The 17302-nt window shown below is 62.0% G+C and carries 13 protein-coding genes and 4 tRNA genes; 8 read left to right on the top strand and 9 right to left on the bottom strand.

From position 1 onward, the window contains the following. Window positions 1-10: 10 nt before the first annotated feature. Both JN756_RS10035 and JN756_RS10030 read left to right on the top strand, forming a co-directional pair. Window positions 11-1228: a phospholipase D-like domain-containing protein gene (locus JN756_RS10035; protein ID WP_201022069.1), complete on the top strand. Its 1218-nt coding sequence runs from the start codon at window positions 11-13 to the stop codon at window positions 1226-1228. Window positions 1229-1412: 184 nt separating this feature from the next. Further along, window positions 1413-3152: a dipeptidase gene (locus JN756_RS10030; protein WP_201022068.1), complete on the top strand. Its 1740-nt coding sequence runs from the start codon at window positions 1413-1415 to the stop codon at window positions 3150-3152. A gap of 53 nt (window positions 3153-3205) precedes the next feature. Here JN756_RS10030 and scpC read toward each other — a convergent pair whose 3' ends face one another. After that, the gene (gene scpC, locus JN756_RS10025; protein ID WP_057005314.1) at window positions 3206-4711 is read right to left on the bottom strand and encodes a succinyl-CoA:acetate CoA-transferase ScpC; all 1506 of its coding nucleotides are present in this window, start codon (window positions 4709-4711) and stop codon (window positions 3206-3208) included. 43 nt (window positions 4712-4754) lie between these two features. Next, complete coding sequence (locus JN756_RS10020) at window positions 4755-6533, bottom strand: acyl-CoA dehydrogenase family protein (RefSeq protein WP_201022067.1); 1779 nt, start codon at window positions 6531-6533, stop codon at window positions 4755-4757. Between the two features lie 259 nt (window positions 6534-6792). On the opposite strand from JN756_RS10020, the gene JN756_RS10015 reads away from it, so the two are divergent. Further along, window positions 6793-7812 carry an AraC family transcriptional regulator gene (locus tag JN756_RS10015; protein ID WP_046384174.1) on the top strand — a complete coding sequence of 340 codons (1020 nt, stop codon included), beginning with the start codon at window positions 6793-6795 and terminating at the stop codon, window positions 7810-7812. A gap of 1 nt (window position 7813) precedes the next feature. Here JN756_RS10015 and JN756_RS10010 read toward each other — a convergent pair whose 3' ends face one another. Next, window positions 7814-8860, bottom strand: coding sequence for an AraC family transcriptional regulator (locus tag JN756_RS10010; protein WP_046384175.1), 1047 nt, complete (start codon window positions 8858-8860; stop codon window positions 7814-7816). Between the two features lie 161 nt (window positions 8861-9021). Here JN756_RS10010 and JN756_RS10005 point away from each other — a divergent pair, with 161 nt between their 5' ends. Continuing rightward, the gene (locus JN756_RS10005) at window positions 9022-9873 is read left to right on the top strand and encodes a 3-hydroxybutyryl-CoA dehydrogenase (protein WP_017846817.1); all 852 of its coding nucleotides are present in this window, start codon (window positions 9022-9024) and stop codon (window positions 9871-9873) included. Continuing rightward, complete coding sequence (locus JN756_RS10000; protein WP_017846816.1) at window positions 9866-10480, top strand: TetR/AcrR family transcriptional regulator; 615 nt, start codon at window positions 9866-9868, stop codon at window positions 10478-10480. Before JN756_RS10005 ends, JN756_RS10000 begins: the two co-directional genes overlap by 8 nt. 6 nt (window positions 10481-10486) lie before the next feature. Here the strand turns inward: JN756_RS10000 and JN756_RS09995 are convergent, their stop codons facing one another. Together JN756_RS09995 and JN756_RS09990 are read right to left on the bottom strand one after the other, a co-directional pair. Next, window positions 10487-11122 (bottom strand): response regulator transcription factor, encoded by a 636-nt coding sequence (locus JN756_RS09995; protein WP_201022066.1) that lies wholly within the window; start codon window positions 11120-11122, stop codon window positions 10487-10489. 16 nt (window positions 11123-11138) lie between these two features. Then, on the bottom strand, window positions 11139-12638 hold the full coding sequence (locus tag JN756_RS09990; RefSeq protein WP_108524435.1) for a PAS domain-containing sensor histidine kinase: 1500 nt from the start codon (window positions 12636-12638) through the stop codon (window positions 11139-11141). Between the two features lie 261 nt (window positions 12639-12899). Here JN756_RS09990 and JN756_RS09985 point away from each other — a divergent pair, with 261 nt between their 5' ends. Next, on the top strand, window positions 12900-14522 hold the full coding sequence (locus JN756_RS09985) for an acyl-CoA synthetase (RefSeq protein WP_017846813.1): 1623 nt from the start codon (window positions 12900-12902) through the stop codon (window positions 14520-14522). A 282-nt stretch (window positions 14523-14804) separates the two neighbouring features. On the opposite strand, the gene JN756_RS09980 is transcribed toward JN756_RS09985, so the two are convergent. The 4 genes from JN756_RS09980 to JN756_RS09965 form a co-directional block, all read right to left on the bottom strand. Continuing rightward, window positions 14805-14880: transfer RNA gene (locus JN756_RS09980), tRNA-Gly, on the bottom strand. Between the two features lie 3 nt (window positions 14881-14883). Then, a tRNA-Glu gene (locus JN756_RS09975) sits at window positions 14884-14959 on the bottom strand. A 104-nt stretch (window positions 14960-15063) separates the two neighbouring features. Further along, window positions 15064-15139, bottom strand: a tRNA-Gly gene (locus JN756_RS09970). 2 nt (window positions 15140-15141) lie between these two features. Then, window positions 15142-15217: transfer RNA gene (locus tag JN756_RS09965), tRNA-Glu, on the bottom strand. Window positions 15218-15574: 357 nt separating this feature from the next. Here JN756_RS09965 and JN756_RS09960 point away from each other — a divergent pair. Then, on the top strand, window positions 15575-16345 hold the full coding sequence (locus tag JN756_RS09960; RefSeq protein ID WP_046384177.1) for a hypothetical protein: 771 nt from the start codon (window positions 15575-15577) through the stop codon (window positions 16343-16345). A 117-nt stretch (window positions 16346-16462) separates the two neighbouring features. Next, window positions 16463-17275 carry an alpha/beta fold hydrolase gene (locus JN756_RS09955; RefSeq protein ID WP_201022065.1) on the top strand — a complete coding sequence of 271 codons (813 nt, stop codon included), beginning with the start codon at window positions 16463-16465 and terminating at the stop codon, window positions 17273-17275. The last annotated feature ends 27 nt before the right edge of the window (window positions 17276-17302 follow it).

The raw sequence follows: 17302 nt of genomic DNA, 5'->3' as shown, positions 1-17302 counted from the left end.
CGAGATGCCTATGTCCCTATCGATGAAATGCCGTATCGCCGGTCTCGCCGGCTTGCTGCTCAGTCCGCTGGCCCAGGCGGACTTTTCAATTCCGGGGTTTGAACTGGTACACACCGTGCCGCTGGATACCGACCTGGCGAGCGCCGATCTACGCCAGCCGGGCCCGGTATGGATCGAGCTGTTCGATGGCGCCAAAAGCACGATCGACATCGGCCAGTTTTATGCCGCCGACCATCCAGGCTCGGTACTGGAGCGGGTGATCGAGCGCCTGGAGGCCGCCGGTAAACGCGGCGTGAAAATTCGCTTCCTGCTGGAGGAAAAAGGCATTCGCCTATCAGAAGCCTCCACCCTGGAACGCCTGCGCGCGATTCCCAACCTGACCTTGCGCGTGCTGCCCTACGCGCAACTGAGTGGCGGCATCATCCACGCCAAATACATGGTGGTGGATGGGCAGCAGGCGTTTGTCGGCAGCCAGAATTTCGACTGGCGGTCCCTGGAACATATCCACGAAACCGGGCTGCGCATCACCGACGCCACGGTGGTCGGCCAGGTCCAGGCGATTTTCGATCAGGACTGGCAAGCCCAGGCGGCGCTGAGCGCACACAGCCCGGTACCGCTGCCGATGGCCGGCCAGGCGCCTGCGCGCAGCGGCAATTACCTGGTGGCCAGCCCGCAACGCTACAACCCGCCCGGGGTGGGCGACTCCCAACTCGAACTGCCGCGCCTGCTCGGCGAAGCCAAGCACGAAGTGCGCGTGCAACTGCTGGACTACGCGCCGCTGTCCTACGGCCCGGATAAAACCCGGCCCTACTATGCGGTGATCGACAACGCGGTGCGTGCCGCCGCCGCACGCGGGGTGTCGATCAAGCTGATGGTGTCCAACTGGAACACCGATGCGCTGGAACTGCCCTATTTGAAAAGCCTCGCGGTGCTGCCCAACGTGCAGATCAAGATCGTCACCCTGCCCCAGGCCAAGCAAGGGTTTATCCCCTACGCACGGGTGATCCACAGCAAGACCCTGGAGATCGACGGGCAAGTAGCCTGGGTCGGCACCAGCAATTGGCTGGGCGGTTATCTGGATAATTCGCGCAACCTGGAGGTGGTCATGCACAGCGAAGCGATGGCCAAGCGTATAGGCCAATTGCATGAGCAGTTGTGGGATGGGCCCTACGCCAAAGCACTGGACGTAACGGCCGATTACCCTGCGCCGCACCCTGGCCAACCTTGACCTGAACACGATTCAACGCCCGCGCGCACAGGGATGTACCCTTCGACGCGGGGGCGTTTGACTGAGAAATTTCCTACGCCAAGGTCTGCCATTCTCAGTCCCTGTGGTGGTAGTGTGTGGAAATATTTCTGACTTAATGATCAGAAATCCCCCACTCACTACCAGCAAAGGAATGCGTCCCGCCATGTACTTTCCACTCAAGCAATTGGCTGCCGCCAGCGTGTTCGCCGCGAGCCTCTCGACCTTCGTCAGCCCGGCTTTCGCCAACATCACCCCACAGCAGAGCACGGCGATTCTGAAGGACTTCAGCCAAACCTCGGTCACTGACTTCAACGGTTTCCTCGGCACCCTGGCCCAGGGCGAGTTGGGCAAAACCAGCGATACGGGGCCGGCGATCAGCGCCTTTCTCGAGCACAACCCCCTGAGCGCCGAGCAACAGAACGAAATCAATCGCCTGCTGGGCATTTATGCGCGGCTGAAATACGCCAAGGCCGCCACCGAGACCCTGCGCGAGCTGGTGGAAATTCCGACGTTCAACGTCGACGGCGTGCCGCAGTACAAAAACCCGCAATTCCTCAAGATCGCCGACAAGCTGCAGGGCCTGGCGAAAGCCTTCAACCTGAACTTCCGTAACATCGATAACCGCGTGTACGAAATCTCCCTGGAAGGCAACGGCGATGAAGTGGTGGGCATCCACGCGCATGCGGATGTGGTGCCGGTGACGCCGGAAAATTGGGTGTTGAAAGACGGCACCCGGCTCGATCCGTTCAAGGTCACGCTGATTGGCGACCGCATGTACGGCCGCGGGACTGAAGACGACAAAAATGGCATCGTGGTGGCGATGTACGCCATGAAGGTGATCAAGGAAGAAAAGCTGCCGCTGGCGCGCACGTTCAAGCTGCTGGTGGACACCACCGAGGAAACCTCCGGCGACGCGATCCCCTATTACTTCGAACGCAACCCGACGCCGCCGTACAACCTGGCGCTGGATGGCGGCTACCCGGTGGTCATTGCCGAAAAAGGTTACGGCACGATCATGGCCACCTTCCCACGCCGCAAAGGCGAAGGCAAAGGCGCAGAGATCATCGCCATGACCGGCGGCAAGGCCACCAACCAGATTCCCTCGGCGTCGGTCGCCACGTTGCTCAGCGACAAACCCGCCGAGTTGGCGGCCAGCCTGCAAGAGGCCGGTACGCAATACGCCGAGCGCAATGGCGGTGACTTCCAGGTGAGCGCCAAGGTGGTCGGCAAACAGGTGCAGTTGACGGTCACCGGGGTCTCGGCGCATTCGTCCGAACCGGAATCCGGGGTGAACCCGGTTGCGCGCATGCTGGAGCTGATCCACAGCGTCGATGGCAAGATCGCCCTCAAGCACAACCACATCACCGACGCGGCGCGTTATGCCGCCGACAATTGGGGCCTGGATTACCTGGGCGGCAAATTGGGCGTGGGCTTCGCCGATGACTTCATGGGCCCACTGACCACCTCGCTGACGTTCGTCGACCTCGACGACAAGAGCTTCAAGCTGGCGGTGAACCTGCGCGTGCCCAAGGGTCAGTCGCCGGAGAAACTCAAAGCGCAAATTGCCGACAAGCTCAGCGCCTGGGACAAGAAAACCAAGGTCAACGTGAACTTCACCTACTCGATCGCCGAACCGATGTACCGCAACCCGGAAGGTGAGTGGGTCAAGGCCTTGTTGGCGGTGGCCACGGAAAACCTGGGCATGAAACACGCGTTCGGCACCTCGGCCGGCGCCACCTCCGTGCATGAACTGCCCAACGGCGTGCAGTTCGGCCTGGCACGCCCGGAAGAGAAGTACACCGGGCACACCGACAATGAGTTCAAGACGGTCGAGCAGTTCCTCCTCGACCTGCAAATCGTCACCGAAATGATGGCGCGGGTCGGTCAGTTACCGCAGCTCTGAATGCGGCGGGAGCCCGCCGCAACGGCGGGCTTGTTTCAGTTGGCGCAGACACCCTAGACGCCGACGGCGGCCGCCTGCATCGAACCGGTTTCCTGCAGATTGATGTGCCAGCTCAAGGCCTTGCTCAACACATGCGGCGTATGCCCACCTTTGGCGCACGCGGCCTTGAAGTAGCTGCGCAACGCCTCGCGATAATCCGGATGCACGCAGTGGTTGATGATCAACTCGGCCCGTTCTTTCGGCGCCAGGCCGCGCAGGTCGGCCAGCCCTTGCTCAGTCACCAGGATATCGACGTCATGCTCGGTGTGGTCGACATGGCTGACCATCGGCACCACGCGGGAAATCGCACCGTCCTTGGCGATCGACTTGGTCACGAAAATCGACAGCAGCGCGTTGCGGGCGAAATCTCCCGAACCGCCGATGCCATTCATGATCTGCGTGCCACAGACGTGGGTGGAATTGACGTTTCCGTACAGGTCGAACTCCAGCGCGGTGTTGATGGCAATCACGCCTAAGCGTCGAATCACTTCCGGGTTATTGGAAATTTCCTGGGGCCGCAACACCAGGCGGTCGGCGTATTTTCCCAGGTTGCCGAACACCCGCTGGCCGCAGGGGCCGGACAAGGTAATCGAACAGCCGGAGGCAAACTTCAGCTTGCCCGCGTCGAGCAATTCGAAGGTCGAATCCTGCAACACCTCCGAGTACTGCACCAGGTCGGTGAACGGCGCATCGATCAGCCCGCACATGACGGCGTTGGCAATGGAGCCGACGCCGACCTGCAACGGCGCCAGGCTTCTGCCCAAGCGTTTGTGCTCCACTTCCTGCTCGAAAAAAGCCACCAGATGGTCGGCAATCGCCTGGGTCTCATGATCGGGCGGCAGCATCGGAATCGCAGATTCCGGCGTGTCGCAGAGCACGATGGCGACGATCTTGGCAGGGTCAATTTCGATGGCCTGGGTGCCGATGCGATCATCCGCGCGGATGACCGGAATCGGCCCGCGGCCAGGGCGCCCGTGGGGCAGGAAAATATCATGCATCCCTTCGAAATAGGGGCTGCTGGCCAGGTTCAGCTCAACGATGACCTGCCGTGCCGTCTGGGCGAAACTGGCCGAATTGCCGACCGAAGACGTCGGCACGATATGGCCCTGCTCAGTGATCGCCACCGCTTCAATCACCGCAATATCCGGATTGGGCAGGCTGCCGTCACGCAGTTGTTCGACCACTTCGCTCAGGTGCTGGTCGATAAACACCACACGGCCTTCGTTGATCGCCTTGCGCAGCACCGGGTCGCCTTGAAACGGCATGCGCCGCGCCAGCAGCCCGGCCTCGGCCATCTGCCCGTCCAGGCCACGACCGAGGCTCGCGCCGGTGATCAGGTTGATCTTGAGCGGATCCTGCCGCGCTCGTTCGATGAGCGCCAGCGGCACGGCCTTGGCGTCCCCTGCGCCACCGAAACCACTCATGCCCACGGTCATGCCGTCTTGAATGAACGCGGCGGCCTGCGCCGCGCTCATGATTTTTTCGTGCAAGGAATCCAGGCGGATGCGCTGGTGATGCATGGGGTGAACCTCAAAAAAGTTAGGCACAAAAATCAACGCGCTGTCAGAACTGTTCTTCATCCAACGCCATGATGCTCGCGCTCCCAGCGCTGACCGCCGCCAACAATGCGTGTACCCGCGGCAACAATTGCTCCGCGTAGAAGCGTGCGCTGACGCCCTTGGCCTTGAGGAAGGCCGCATCGCCCGTGCCGGCTTCCAACTGCGCATGCGCCTGCACAGCAGAACGCGCCATGAGCCAGCCGCCCGACAGGTAGCCGAAGAGCATCAGAAAGTTGACGCTGACACTGCCGGCCCAATCCGCGTCGTGCTTGGCGTTGTCGAGTAACCGCGACAAGGCCTCGCGCCCGGCGCCGAGCGCGGCGGCCAGTGCCACGGCCTGATAGTCGAGGGCATCGATGTGACGCAGTTGCTCGACGGTTTCATCCATTTCCTCGAGCAGGCTGTTCAGTAACGCGCCTTGGTTCAACAGGGTCTTGCGCCCCACCAGGTCGAGCGCCTGAATGCCGGTGGTGCCTTCATAAATGGTCAGGATGCGCGCATCGCGATAATGCTGCGCCGCGCCGGTCTCTTCGATGAAGCCCATGCCGCCGTGGATTTGCACGCCGAGGGAGGTGACCTCCTGGGCCAGTTCGGTCAGCCAGCCTTTGACGATCGGGGTGAACACATCGACCCGCCCCTGGTGATGGCGCGCCAGTTCCGGCGTGGGCGCATGCGCGGCACGGTCGACTTCGGCGGCGGCCACCAGCGACAACGCGCGCATCGCTTCGATGGACGCTTTCATCTGCAACAGCATCCGGCGCACATCGGGAAAGTGGATGATCGAGAAACGGCTGCCATCCTTGCGCGTGCCCTGCAGACGGTCCTTGGCGTATTGACGGGCCTGCTGGTAAGCGCGTTCGGCAATCGACAGCCCCTGCAGGCCGACACTCTGGCGGGCGTGGTTCATCATGGTGAACATGCAGGCCAGGCCCATGTGCGGCTCGCCAAGCAGATAACCGACGGCCCCTTCGGGATCGCCGAAATTCATCACGCAGGTCGGGCTGCCATGAATGCCCAGTTTGTGTTCCAGGGAGATGCACTGCACGCGGTTGCGCACACCCGGCTGGCCCTGGGCATCGAGCAGGAACTTGGGCACCACGAACAGCGAAATGCCTTTGACGCCCGCCGGCGCATCCGGCAAACGTGCCAGGACCAAATGCACGACGTTGTCGGTCATCTGGTGATCGCCCCAGGTGATGAAAATCTTCTGCCCGGTGATCAGATAGTGGTCGCCCTGGGGCACGGCGCGGCTCTTGATGGCCGCCAGATCGGAGCCGGCATCCGGCTCGGTCAGGTTCATCGTCCCGGTCCACTCGCCGCTCACCAGTTTTTCCAGGTAGGCGCCTTGCAGTTCGGCCGAGCCGTGATGGGCGATGGCTTCGATGGCGCCTTGGGTCAACATGGGGCACAAGGCGAACGCCATATTGGCTGAGTGCCAGATCTCATTGACGGCCGTGCCGATCACGTTCGGCAGGTTCTGCCCGCCGTGTTGCTCCGCAGCGGTCAACGAGGGCCAGCCGCCTTCCTGGAATTGCCGATATGCCTCGGCAAAACCCGGTGCCTCTTGCACACCATGTTCCCCCAGGTGCGTACCTTGGGTATCACCGACCCGGTTGAGCGGCGCCAGCACGCCGGAGCCCAAGCGGCCTGCCTCGCTCAAGATGGCGCTGACCAACTCGCTGTTGACATCCTGAAGCTGGGCGCTCGCGCACAACTGTTCAAATCCGACCAGTTCCTCCAGCACGAATTCGGTGTCGCGGTACGGATGGGCATAACCACTCATTGTTACTTTCCTCATTCACTCGTTAGACAGGCCGCTACACCCTTCGCCCGCGACCCCATGCCGGGTAATTGACCAAAACGGCCATTACCTTAAACACCCGGGTCGGTAGCAAGCAGGGACGGAGCCAGCAGCGCAAAGCTCTATTCAGCTTCCTCCGATCCAGCCCCGCGTGGCAATTACCAAATCAGTCGAAAAACAGACATAAACGGACAGTCACTTTTGGCTAAACTAACCTCCCCTGCTGCCGGACTCCTGAACGATGGGCATCGAGCGTTATTCCATCTCCATGTACTTCGCCCACATCCTGATGACGGCTGCGCGCCGCCTCGCGCTGGACGAAGAGGTATTGCTCAAGGAAGCCGGCATCAGCCGCAAGCGCCTGGACAACCTGCACCTGCGCATCACCCCCGACCAGTTCAGTCGCTTGATGCAGGCCGTGTGGCGCTTGAGTGATGATGAGTTTTTCGGCGCGGGTTCACAGCGCTGCCCGAAGGGCTGCTTCGCGATAATGGCCAAGCAAGTGATCCACTCGCACAACCTGCATTCGGTGTATTACAAGCTCAGCCATTTCTACAACGTGATGAACGACTCCCTGCACCTGGAGCTGAAAGTCGTCGGTGATGAGGCCATGTTTTCCATGGCCTTGAGCGACCCGAGCCTGGACCCCGGTTACCTGTTGAGGGGTTTTTTACTCTTGCTCTGGCATCGTTTCCCCAGTTGGCTGATCGGCCAGCGGATCACGCTCAAGCGGGTGACGTTCGACCATCCCGAGCCTGCCCATTCAGCGGAATACCGCTTGATGTTTCCGTGCCCCACGCATTTTGACCAACCCGAGACCTGCCTGGTGTTCGACGCCCGGATGCTCACCGCGCCGCTGGTACAAACCGCGGAAACCCTGGCCTACCACCTGCAGCGCGCACCGGTGGACTGGTTCACCCGCCCCGCCTATTACCCGGTTTACACGCGACGGGTGCTGGACCACCTGGAGAACGTCAGCGATCTCGCCAAGGCCACCATCCAGAGCACCGCCAGTGAGCTGCACCTGACGGAAAGAACGCTGCGGCGCAAGCTGCTGGCCGAAGGCAGCAAGTTCCAGAAACTCAAGGACGGGGTACGCCGCGACATGGCCATTCACTACTTGAGCCAGACGTCGATGTCGATCAACCAGACCTCGCAACAGCTGGGGTTCTCGGACCCTTCGGCGTTCACCCGGGCCTTTCGCCAATGGACCGGCGAGTTACCCAGGACTTACCGCGACGCGGCGCTCAACCGAAAATGACTCAGGCGTCCAGGCGCGCAGGCCGCGACACTTTGCCCTGGACCCGCTCGCGGTAACGCCCCGGGCTTTCGCCGGTCCACTTCTTGAACGCGCGATGGAATGCGCTGGGTTCCTGAAAACCGCATTGCGCGGCGATTTCACCGATGCTGGCGCGCGTCTGGCAGAGCAGTTCCAGCGCCAGGCTGCGGCGCACTTCGTCCTTGATCTCCTGAAACGAGCAACCTTCGCGCTCCAATCGGCGGCGCAAGGTGCTGGGGCTCATGTGCAAATCCACGGCCAGATCCTCCAGCGCCGGCCACTGGCTGTAGTGGCTGCCACGCAGGCGTTGGTAGACCTGGGTCGCCATGCCGTCCTGGTTGCGAAAGCGGATCACCAGCCATTGCGGCGCGCTGCGCAGAAACACCTTGAGCGACGCCAGGTCCTGCACCACGGCCAGACGCAGGTAGCTGCTGGCGAACTCGATTTCGGTGCGGGCCGCGCCAAACGTCAGGTTGTAGCCCCACAGCAATTGATCGTCGCTGAGCGGCGCACGCACATGGCGAAAGTCGGCGCGATCGATGGGCACGCGGCGTCCGCCCAGCCAGCACAGCAGGCTGATCATCAGTACCAGGAAGGTTTCCTCACCGTAACGCCGGGTGTCCTCATCGCCGCCGCCAACTTCCAGGCTGAGTACCGCGCGCTTGCCATGCACGCTGAGGCTGCCGCGAAAGTCGCGCAGGAACAGGGCGAAACTGGCCAGGCACTGGGTGAGCGCCTTGCCCAGGTTCGGCTCCTGGATCAGGCCACGGCAGATCAGGGCGAAACTGCCCGGCGGCATGCCGTGGGAGTCCAGGCGGAAGAACTCGTCGTTCAACTCACGGATCTGAATCAGCCATAACGCCGCAAACGCGCTGGCCGGCACCCGGGCCTCGGGCTGGGTCAGCAACGCTGGCGCGATGCCCGCTTCGCACAGCACCGCGGCGAGCCGCTCGGGCTGATCGCGCAGTGCATGGATCATGACCTGCACGAAGTAGACGGCAACCGAATCCTTTTCCCGGGTGGGCATCATTCTGAGTTCCTGTAGCGGACACATGGTAAGAAACGCCAATACAACTGACAGGTTTCGGCATAGGCCGCCACATTGTCGGGCCCTAGACTCTCGCCCAATGGACCGTATTGCAAGGCATGTCTGCCGTGCGACGGCAGCGCACAATTGAAGAGAGACTGACGATGAATCTGCAGAATATCGGCGTGATCGGCGCGGGCACCATGGGTAACGGCATCGCCCAGATCTGCGCCGTGGCCGGCATCAACGTGACCTTGCTGGACATCTCCGCCGGCGCCCTGGAAAAAGCCCTGGCCACCGTGGGCAAGAACCTCGATCGCCAAGTCAGCAAGGGCATCCTCAGCGAACCCCAGAAGCATACGGCGCTGGGCAAGATCCGCACCAGCACCGACTACGCCAGCCTGGCGAATGCCCAATGGGTCATCGAGGCCGCCACGGAAAACCTCGAACTGAAGCGGCGCGTGCTGCAACAGATCGCCGCTCATGTCGATGAGCAATGCGTGATTGCCTCCAATACGTCTTCGCTGTCCATCACCGAACTGGCGGCCGGCGTTAACGCCCCGGAGCGCTTTATCGGCCTGCATTTTTTCAACCCGGTGCCGGTGATGGGCCTGATCGAAGTGATCCGTGGCCTGCAGACCAGCGACACGACCCACGCTCAGGCCATCGAGCTGGCGCAGCACCTGGGCAAGACTGCGATCACCGCCGGCAACCGCCCGGGTTTCGTGGTCAACCGGATTCTGGTGCCGATGATCAACGAAGCGATCCTGGTGTTCCAGGAAGGCCTGGCCAGCGCCGAAGACATCGACGCCGGCATGTGCCTGGGCTGCAACCAGCCGATCGGCCCGCTGGCCCTGGCCGACCTGATCGGCCTGGACACCTTGCTGGCGATCCTCGAAGCGTTCTACGAGGGCTTCCAGGACAGCAAATACCGCAGCGCGCCGCTGCTCAAGGAAATGGTGGCCGCCGGTTACCTGGGGCGCAAGACCGGGCGCGGCTTCCATACCTATGGCTGAGTATCGCTCGCGCTTGTGCGAACACCGCAACAAGGCCCTGGAGTTGCTCGCCAGTAAAGGCTTCGGTCAAGTCGGCATGCGCGAGCTGGCCAGCAGCCTGGGGTTGACCCCAGGCTCGCTGTACCACCACTACCCCAGCAAGCAGCACCTGCTGCTGGATTGGATCGAAGAGTTCTACGAAGAACTGCTGACCACCCTGGGGCGCGTCGAGCAACGGCCGCGCTCACGCCAGGACAACCTGCAACGGCTGATCCACGCCCACCTGAATTTGCATCGAGAGATGCCATGGCACTTCCGCCTGGTGGAGCGTGATTGCGGCTGCCTCACGGAAGACCAGCAGCTACGGGTCCGGCAGTTGCGCGAACAATACGAGCGCCGACTGCTGCAAATGCTCGGGCGACCGCGGCGGCTGAGTGTCCACGCCCTGCAAGCGGCCGGCCACGCGATCGCCACGCTGCTGAACAATGCGCCGAGCTGGCTGGCCGGGCAGGCGCTGGATGATGCCGAACGCACCGAGTTACTGGAAAACCTGCTGACCGGCGCCATCGAGCGCGTGCTGGCAACAAGGGCCAGCGACCGGCCGAGCCTGCAGATTGCCGTGGCCTGAGGCCTATCAGCGCAATTGCAGGGGGTCCACCAGGCCGGCGGCAATCGCCATCCCCACCAGCTCCGGCAAATGGCTGGCCGCCATGCGCTTCATGACCCGCGCGCGATACAGATCGATGGTCTTGACGCTGACGCCCAACTGCTCGGCGATTTCGCGGTTGGTATAACCCTGCACCAACGGCAGCAATACATCGCGCTCGCGTGGCGTGAGTTGCTGCAGCCGCGCCTGTACCCGCGCCGGTCCTTCACCGAGGCTCTGGCGATGATCGGCCTTGTTCAGGGCCTGCAGGACACTGTCCAGCAGTAACTGTTCGTTGTAGGGCTTCTCGATAAAGTCATGCGCCCCGGCCTTGAACGCGCGGACCACAATCGGCACATCGGCGTGGCCGCTGACGAAAATCACCGGCAGGTGCAAATCACGGCTGCGCATGTGCTCCTGAACATTCAGGCCGCCCATGCCCGGCATGCGTACATCCAGCAGCACACAGGCGTTGAGGCGGCTGTCGCAGGCGTCGAGAAACTCGCGGCCACTGGTAAACGGCAGCGCCTTGAGGCCCACCGACTCCAGCAACCAGACGGTCGAGTCGAGCATCCCCTGGTCGTCATCCACCACATACACCACCTGTTCCGTCACGCTCACCATCGCTTGATTCCTCTTCTTATTGTGGAGCGCCGCTCTGCGCGAGCGTGGGCAAGCGGCAGCACATTTGCAGCCCGACCGGCATCGGTTCGGCCTGCAACTCGCCACCGAAGCCTTCGATAATGCTGCGGCTCATGGACAAGCCCAGGCCCAGGCCATTGGCCTTGCTGGTATAGAACGGCGTGAATATCTGTTCCAACTGCGCCGGCGAGACACCGGGGCCCTGATCGCTCACGTCGATCTGCACCCACCCGTCACGCTGCGCCAAGGCACTCATGACGATGAGCGAGGGCTGGCCGGGATGGGCTTCGCGATTCGCCTCGATGGCATTGCGCAGCAGGTTCAGCAGCACCTGTTCCAGCAACACCCGGTCGGCGTAAATCAGCGGCAGATTATCCGGCAGGCGATCCTCGATCGTCACCTGACAATCGCTGGCCTCCCAGGCACACAGGCGCACCGCTTCGCGGGCGACCTCGCCGGGGTTCAGCGCCTCCATGCGGCGGCGCCCCTTGCGCAGAAACGCACGCAAGCGCTTGATCACTTGCGCGGCGTGATTGGCATGCACCGAGATCCGTTCCAGGCCTTGAGCCACCCGTTCGGCCGCCGGCGAATCGCTGCCCATCGCGGCCAGATAACGCTGGCTGGCGTTGGCGTAATTGACCACCGCCGCCAGCGGCTGATTCATTTCATGGGCGATACCCGATGCCAGTTCACCCAGGGTCACCACGCGCGCGGTGTGCGCCAGTTCGTCCTGATGATGGCGTTGCTGGGCCTCGCGCAGCTCGCGTTCGGTCAGGGTGGTTTCCTCGGCCTGGACCCTGGCAGTGATGTCGCGGGACACGCTGACCACCTCCACCACCGCGCCGGTGTAGGTCTCGCGGATCGCCCGGCAGGCGGTTTCGAACCACAGGTAATGGCCCTGGCGATGGCGGATGCGATAGGTCATGGTGTAATAACCGTCCTGCTCCAGGCCCTCCCGGGCGCGCCGCACCAACCCCGCCAAGCCCTGCCGATGGAACAGGCGCTGTGCCCGAGTCCCGCGCAATTCCCCCGGCCAATAGCCCAGCAAGGCCCAGGAAGCCGGTGAAGCGTCGAGAAAAGCGCCATCCGGGGTGTGCCGGGAAATCAGGTCGGTGGTGTTTTCGATGATCAGCCGATACAGGCGCCGCGCCTTGGTGGATTCGCGCTCGGCGACAATCTGCGCGCTGGCTTCCCGGCAGCGCGCCAGCACGCGGTTTTCACCCGGGTCGGGAATGAACGTCCACACCAGAATGCGCTCGGCGAACTGTGCCTCGACGTTTTCGATCGCCCGCTGCTGCCCCAGGCACGCCTGCACCAGCGGCAAGCAATTGATCGGCAACAGGTTCATACAATCGACCAGGGACAACTGCTCAAGCAACGCCAGCAGCGCGGCGTTGAACTCCAGCGGCCGAGCCTGGGCATCGAGCAGCAGACTCGGCTGCGGGTCATGCCTGAGCAGCGGCGAACCGCCTGTCAAGCGCACGGAGTTGCCGATCATCATGGAACCTATACAGGGAGGGGAACGTCGAGGTCAGCGGAAGCGTTTCATCAAGATATAGTACATATACTATACAACACAGGTAGTACTTCCATATATCTGCGCGGACAGTATATAAAAGCCGCCGGAGAAGTCATTGAGCTTTTCCCGCAGGGACCGGCGTGCCAACGATAAAGCCTCAAGGCCGGCACCGTCAGCTTAACTGCCGTTACCAGCGTCTCGAACAATAGAGCTAATAATCAGCCACCGGGTATCCGCACCATGTCCATTTTCGACCAAGGCCTCGAGCCGACCAGCGTTAATCACATTGCTCTTTCGCCTTTAAGCTTCATTGAACGCACTGCCAGCGTTTATCCCGATTACCCTGCCGTGATCCACGGATCGATACGCGCCACCTGGGCGCAAACCTACAGCCGTTGCCGGCGCCTGGCCTCGGCCCTGGCCGGTCGCGGGATCGGCAAAAACGACACCGTGGCCGTCATGCTGCCCAACATCCCGGCCATGCTCGAAGCGCATTTTGGCGTGCCGATGATTGGCGCGGTACTCAATGCCCTCAACGTGCGCCTGGATGCCGAGGCCATCGCCTTTATGCTCGCGCATGGCGAAGCCAAGGTACTGATCGCCGACCGTGAGTTCCACGATGTGGTGCACGCGGCCATCGGCATGCTTGACCATCCGCCGCTGGTCATCGACGTCGACGACCCGGAATACGGCGAAGGCCAGCCGGTCAGCGACCTGGACTACGAGGCGTTTCTCGCCGAAGGCGATCCGGATTTCGCCTGGCAGTGGCCTGCAGACGAATGGCAAGCCATCTCGCTGAACTACACCTCGGGCACGACCGGCAACCCCAAGGGTGTGGTCTACCACCACCGCGGGGCCTACCTGAACTCCCTGGGCAACCAAATGATCTGGGCGATCGGCAACCACCCGGTGTACCTGTGGACGCTGCCGATGTTCCACTGCAACGGCTGGTGCTACCCGTGGATCATCACGGCCTTGGCCGGGGTCCATGTGTTTCTGCGCCGCGTCGACCCACAGAGAATCCTCAACCTGATCCGCGAGCATCAGGTCACCCACTTGTGTGGCGCGCCAATCGTGCTCAACGCCCTGGTGAACATGCCCGACTCGGCCAAGGCTGCCATCGACCACCCGGTGAACGCGATGGTCGCCGGCGCGGCGCCACCCGCCAAGGTCATCGGCGCCGTGGAAGAAATGGGCATCAAGGTGATCCACGTCTACGGCCTGACCGAAGTGTACGGCCCAGTGACCCTGTGCGCCTGGCACTCGGAATGGGATGAGCTGCCCCTGGAAGAACGCGCCCAGATCAAGGCGCGCCAGGGCGTGCGCTACCCGACCCTGGAAGGCGTGATGGTCGCCGACCCGAAAACCCTCGAACCCACCCCCCATGATGGCCACACCATCGGTGAGATTTTCATGCGGGGCAACACGGTGATGAAAGGCTATCTGAAGAACCCGACGGCAACCGCCGAAGCGTTCGAAGGCGGCTGGTTCCACACCGGCGACCTGGCGGTGACCCATCCTGACGGCTATGTCGAAATCCGCGACCGGCTCAAGGACATCATCATCTCCGGCGGCGAGAACATCTCCACCATCGAACTCGAAGGTGTGCTGTACCGCCACCCGGCAATCCTCGAAGCCGCGGTCGTCGCCCGCCCCGATGAAAAATGGGGTGAAACGCCGTGCGCCTTCGTCACCCTCAAGGCCGACCACCAGAACGTCCGCGAAGCCGACATCATCAGCTTCTGTCGCGAACACCTGGCGGGCTTCAAGGTGCCACGCACGGTGGTGTTCACACAGCTGCCGAAGACGTCGACAGGCAAGATCCAGAAGTTCATGCTGCGTGACATGGCGAAAAAGCTCTAGGCCGTTTCCATCAAGCCCGAACGCTGCGCGCACACGCTCGTGTCCGATTGAACGGCATGGACGCTAGCTGACGGGACTGATGCAGCCAACCTCAAACCGATGCCCTCCTCTATGGAGGGCATTGTTTTTTGTGCAGGTGCGGTTGAGGTGTGCCGGATAGCCCGAAGCGCTCAAGCCACCCTCAGCAGATGCAATATTTGATTTATCGCAGAAACGAAAAAAGACGCCGAAGCGTCTTTTTTTCGCTGACTCCCAGGCCCATGGACACTGCGAATCAAAAATTGGAGCGGGAAACGAGACTCGAACTCGCGACCCCGACCTTGGCAAGGTCGTGCTCTACCAACTGAGCTATTCCCGCAAATGGCGTCCCCTAGGGGACTCGAACCCCTGTTACCGCCGTGAAAGGGCGGTGTCCTAGGCCACTAGACGAAGGGGACACGCTACTGAAACACATGGTGTGTATTTCAGTGCCCAGAGGCCTCGTCCGAAGACTTGGTCCTGGTTTCACTCAATGCCGCCCGAAGGCAACACTGCTTAAAAATGGAGCGGGAAACGAGACTCGAACTCGCGACCCCGACCTTGGCAAGGTCGTGCTCTACCAACTGAGCTATTCCCGCATTGGCGTCCCCTAGGGGACTCGAACCCCTGTTACCGCCGTGAAAGGGCGGTGTCCTAGGCCACTAGACGAAGGGGACACACGTACAACATTCACTCCCTGCCGCGTTTCGCTGTGTGCTTTACGCTGCAAGTGGCGCGCATTCTATGGATGGATTGAAAGGTCGTCAACCCCCCAGGATAAATTTATTTAAATCAATGACTTCGCCCCCCTTTCCAGACCCGTGCGGGCATTCTGCGCGTCCGCGCCTTGACGCCTATATTCTGGCGCCCGACAAGACGCTATAGTTCGCTCAGCAACTGATGGCATTGTGCATCTACGCAGGGAATGCTTACGTATATAGAAGAAACTACCTGGGCAACTGGTCGAACAGTCCTATCCGGCAGATGTCTCAGTCACTACACTCAACAGCAAACCCTATAAAGAGGTCGCACCGGTGACACCACTCATGATCACCCTGCTGGTAATAGCCGGGATCGCAATACTGATCGCCATTGGCTATATGAACCATGTGGTGGAAAACAACAAACTGGAAAAGCAACGCACCGTGATCGAGCTTAATGACCGGCTGCGTCGCTGTGGTGAAATCACCGAGACCTTCCCCGGCCAGTTGATGACTCCGGCACTCAAGCTGCTGCTGACCCGCCTGGAACTCAACGTCAACCAGCGCTTGTTGCACCTCAACAAGTCCAGCGCACCGCTCAAGGCGCGGATCGCCGAACTGAATGCGCTGGTGGCCCAGGGCGAATCGATCCCGGTCAACAACCCGCCCGGCCCGATCCAGACCGAAGCCAAGGCCAAGGACGTGCGCTTCCTGCTCGAAGCCCTGCACGGTCAGGTCACCCGCGCCGCCCAGGACGGTTTCCTGCCGGCCAATGAAGCCAAGCACTGGATCAGGGAGATTCGCCACATCCTGGTCCTGCTGCACATCGAGTTCTTCAACAACCTCGGCCAGCATGCCCTGCAACAGAACCAGCCGGGCCAGGCGCGCCTGGCCTTCGAGCGCGGCGTGCAGTACCTGCGCAAACAGCCTGAGCCGGCGATCTACAGAGAGCAACTGCAATTGCTGGAGAGTCAATTGGCGCGCGCCAACTCCACAGTGCTGACCAACAGCAAACCGGCGGAAGATGAAGTCAACGAACTGACCGAAGGCCTGAAAGTCGCCGACACCGATGCCGAATGGAAGAAAAAAGTCATCTACGACTGACCTCCCTCACCCCATGTGGCGAGCGCTCCTCGCCACATGCCATCATTTAGCATCTATCCCCTCGCCGCCGACTCGCGTACAAAAGTCCCCCTCACTCCGTGAAGTTAGAGGCCCGCTATGCCTGTCGCCGTGATTGATGGACAACCGCTGCACTATGTTGACCAGGGCCGCGGCCCGGTCGTCCTGCTGGGTTCGAGTTACCTGTGGGACCGCGACATGTGGGCACCGCAGATCGAAGCGCTGTCGCAGCAATACCGCGTGATCGTCCCCGAACTGTGGGGCCACGGCGAGTCCGGGCCGCTGCCGGCGCACACGCGCTCCCTGGACGACCTGGCGCGCCAGGCCCTGGCACTGCTCGACCAGTTGCAGATTGCCCAGGTCAATCTGGTGGGTTTGTCGGTCGGCGGCATGTGGGGCGCACGCCTGGCCCTGCTGGCACCCGAGCGGGTCAACAGCCTGGTGCTGATGGACACCTACCTCGGCGCCGAACCCGAGGCCACGCGCCAGCACTACTTTTCGCTGTTCAAGATGATCGAAGACGCCGGCGCCATCCCCGAGCCGCTGCTGGATGTGGTCGCGCCGATCTTTTTCCGCCCGGGTATCGACCGCGCATCGGCGCTGTACCAGGATTTCCGCAAAGTCTTGCAGGGCTACCCCACGGCGCGCCTGCTGGACAGCGTCGTGCCCCTGGGCCGGCTGATCTTCAGCCGCGCAGATGTGCTGGAGCAGTTGTCACGCCTGGACGCCGACACCACCCTGGTGCTGTGCGGCGAACAGGACACGCCTCGCCCACCCGCCGAGTCCGAGCAGATGGCCAGCCTGATCGGCTGCGGCCTGAGCCTGATTCCCGACGCCGGGCATATCTCCAGCCGCGAGAACCCGGACTTCGTCAATGAAGCGCTGCTGACCTTCCTCGCCAACCACGCCTGATCGCGCCCCGGCCCTTTGATCGCGGCC

It is taken from the genome of Pseudomonas sp. Y39-6 (assembly GCF_023651955.1).
Lineage (GTDB): Bacteria > Pseudomonadota > Gammaproteobacteria > Pseudomonadales > Pseudomonadaceae > Aquipseudomonas > Aquipseudomonas veronii.
This window is presented reverse-complemented; position numbering and strand designations above follow the sequence as displayed.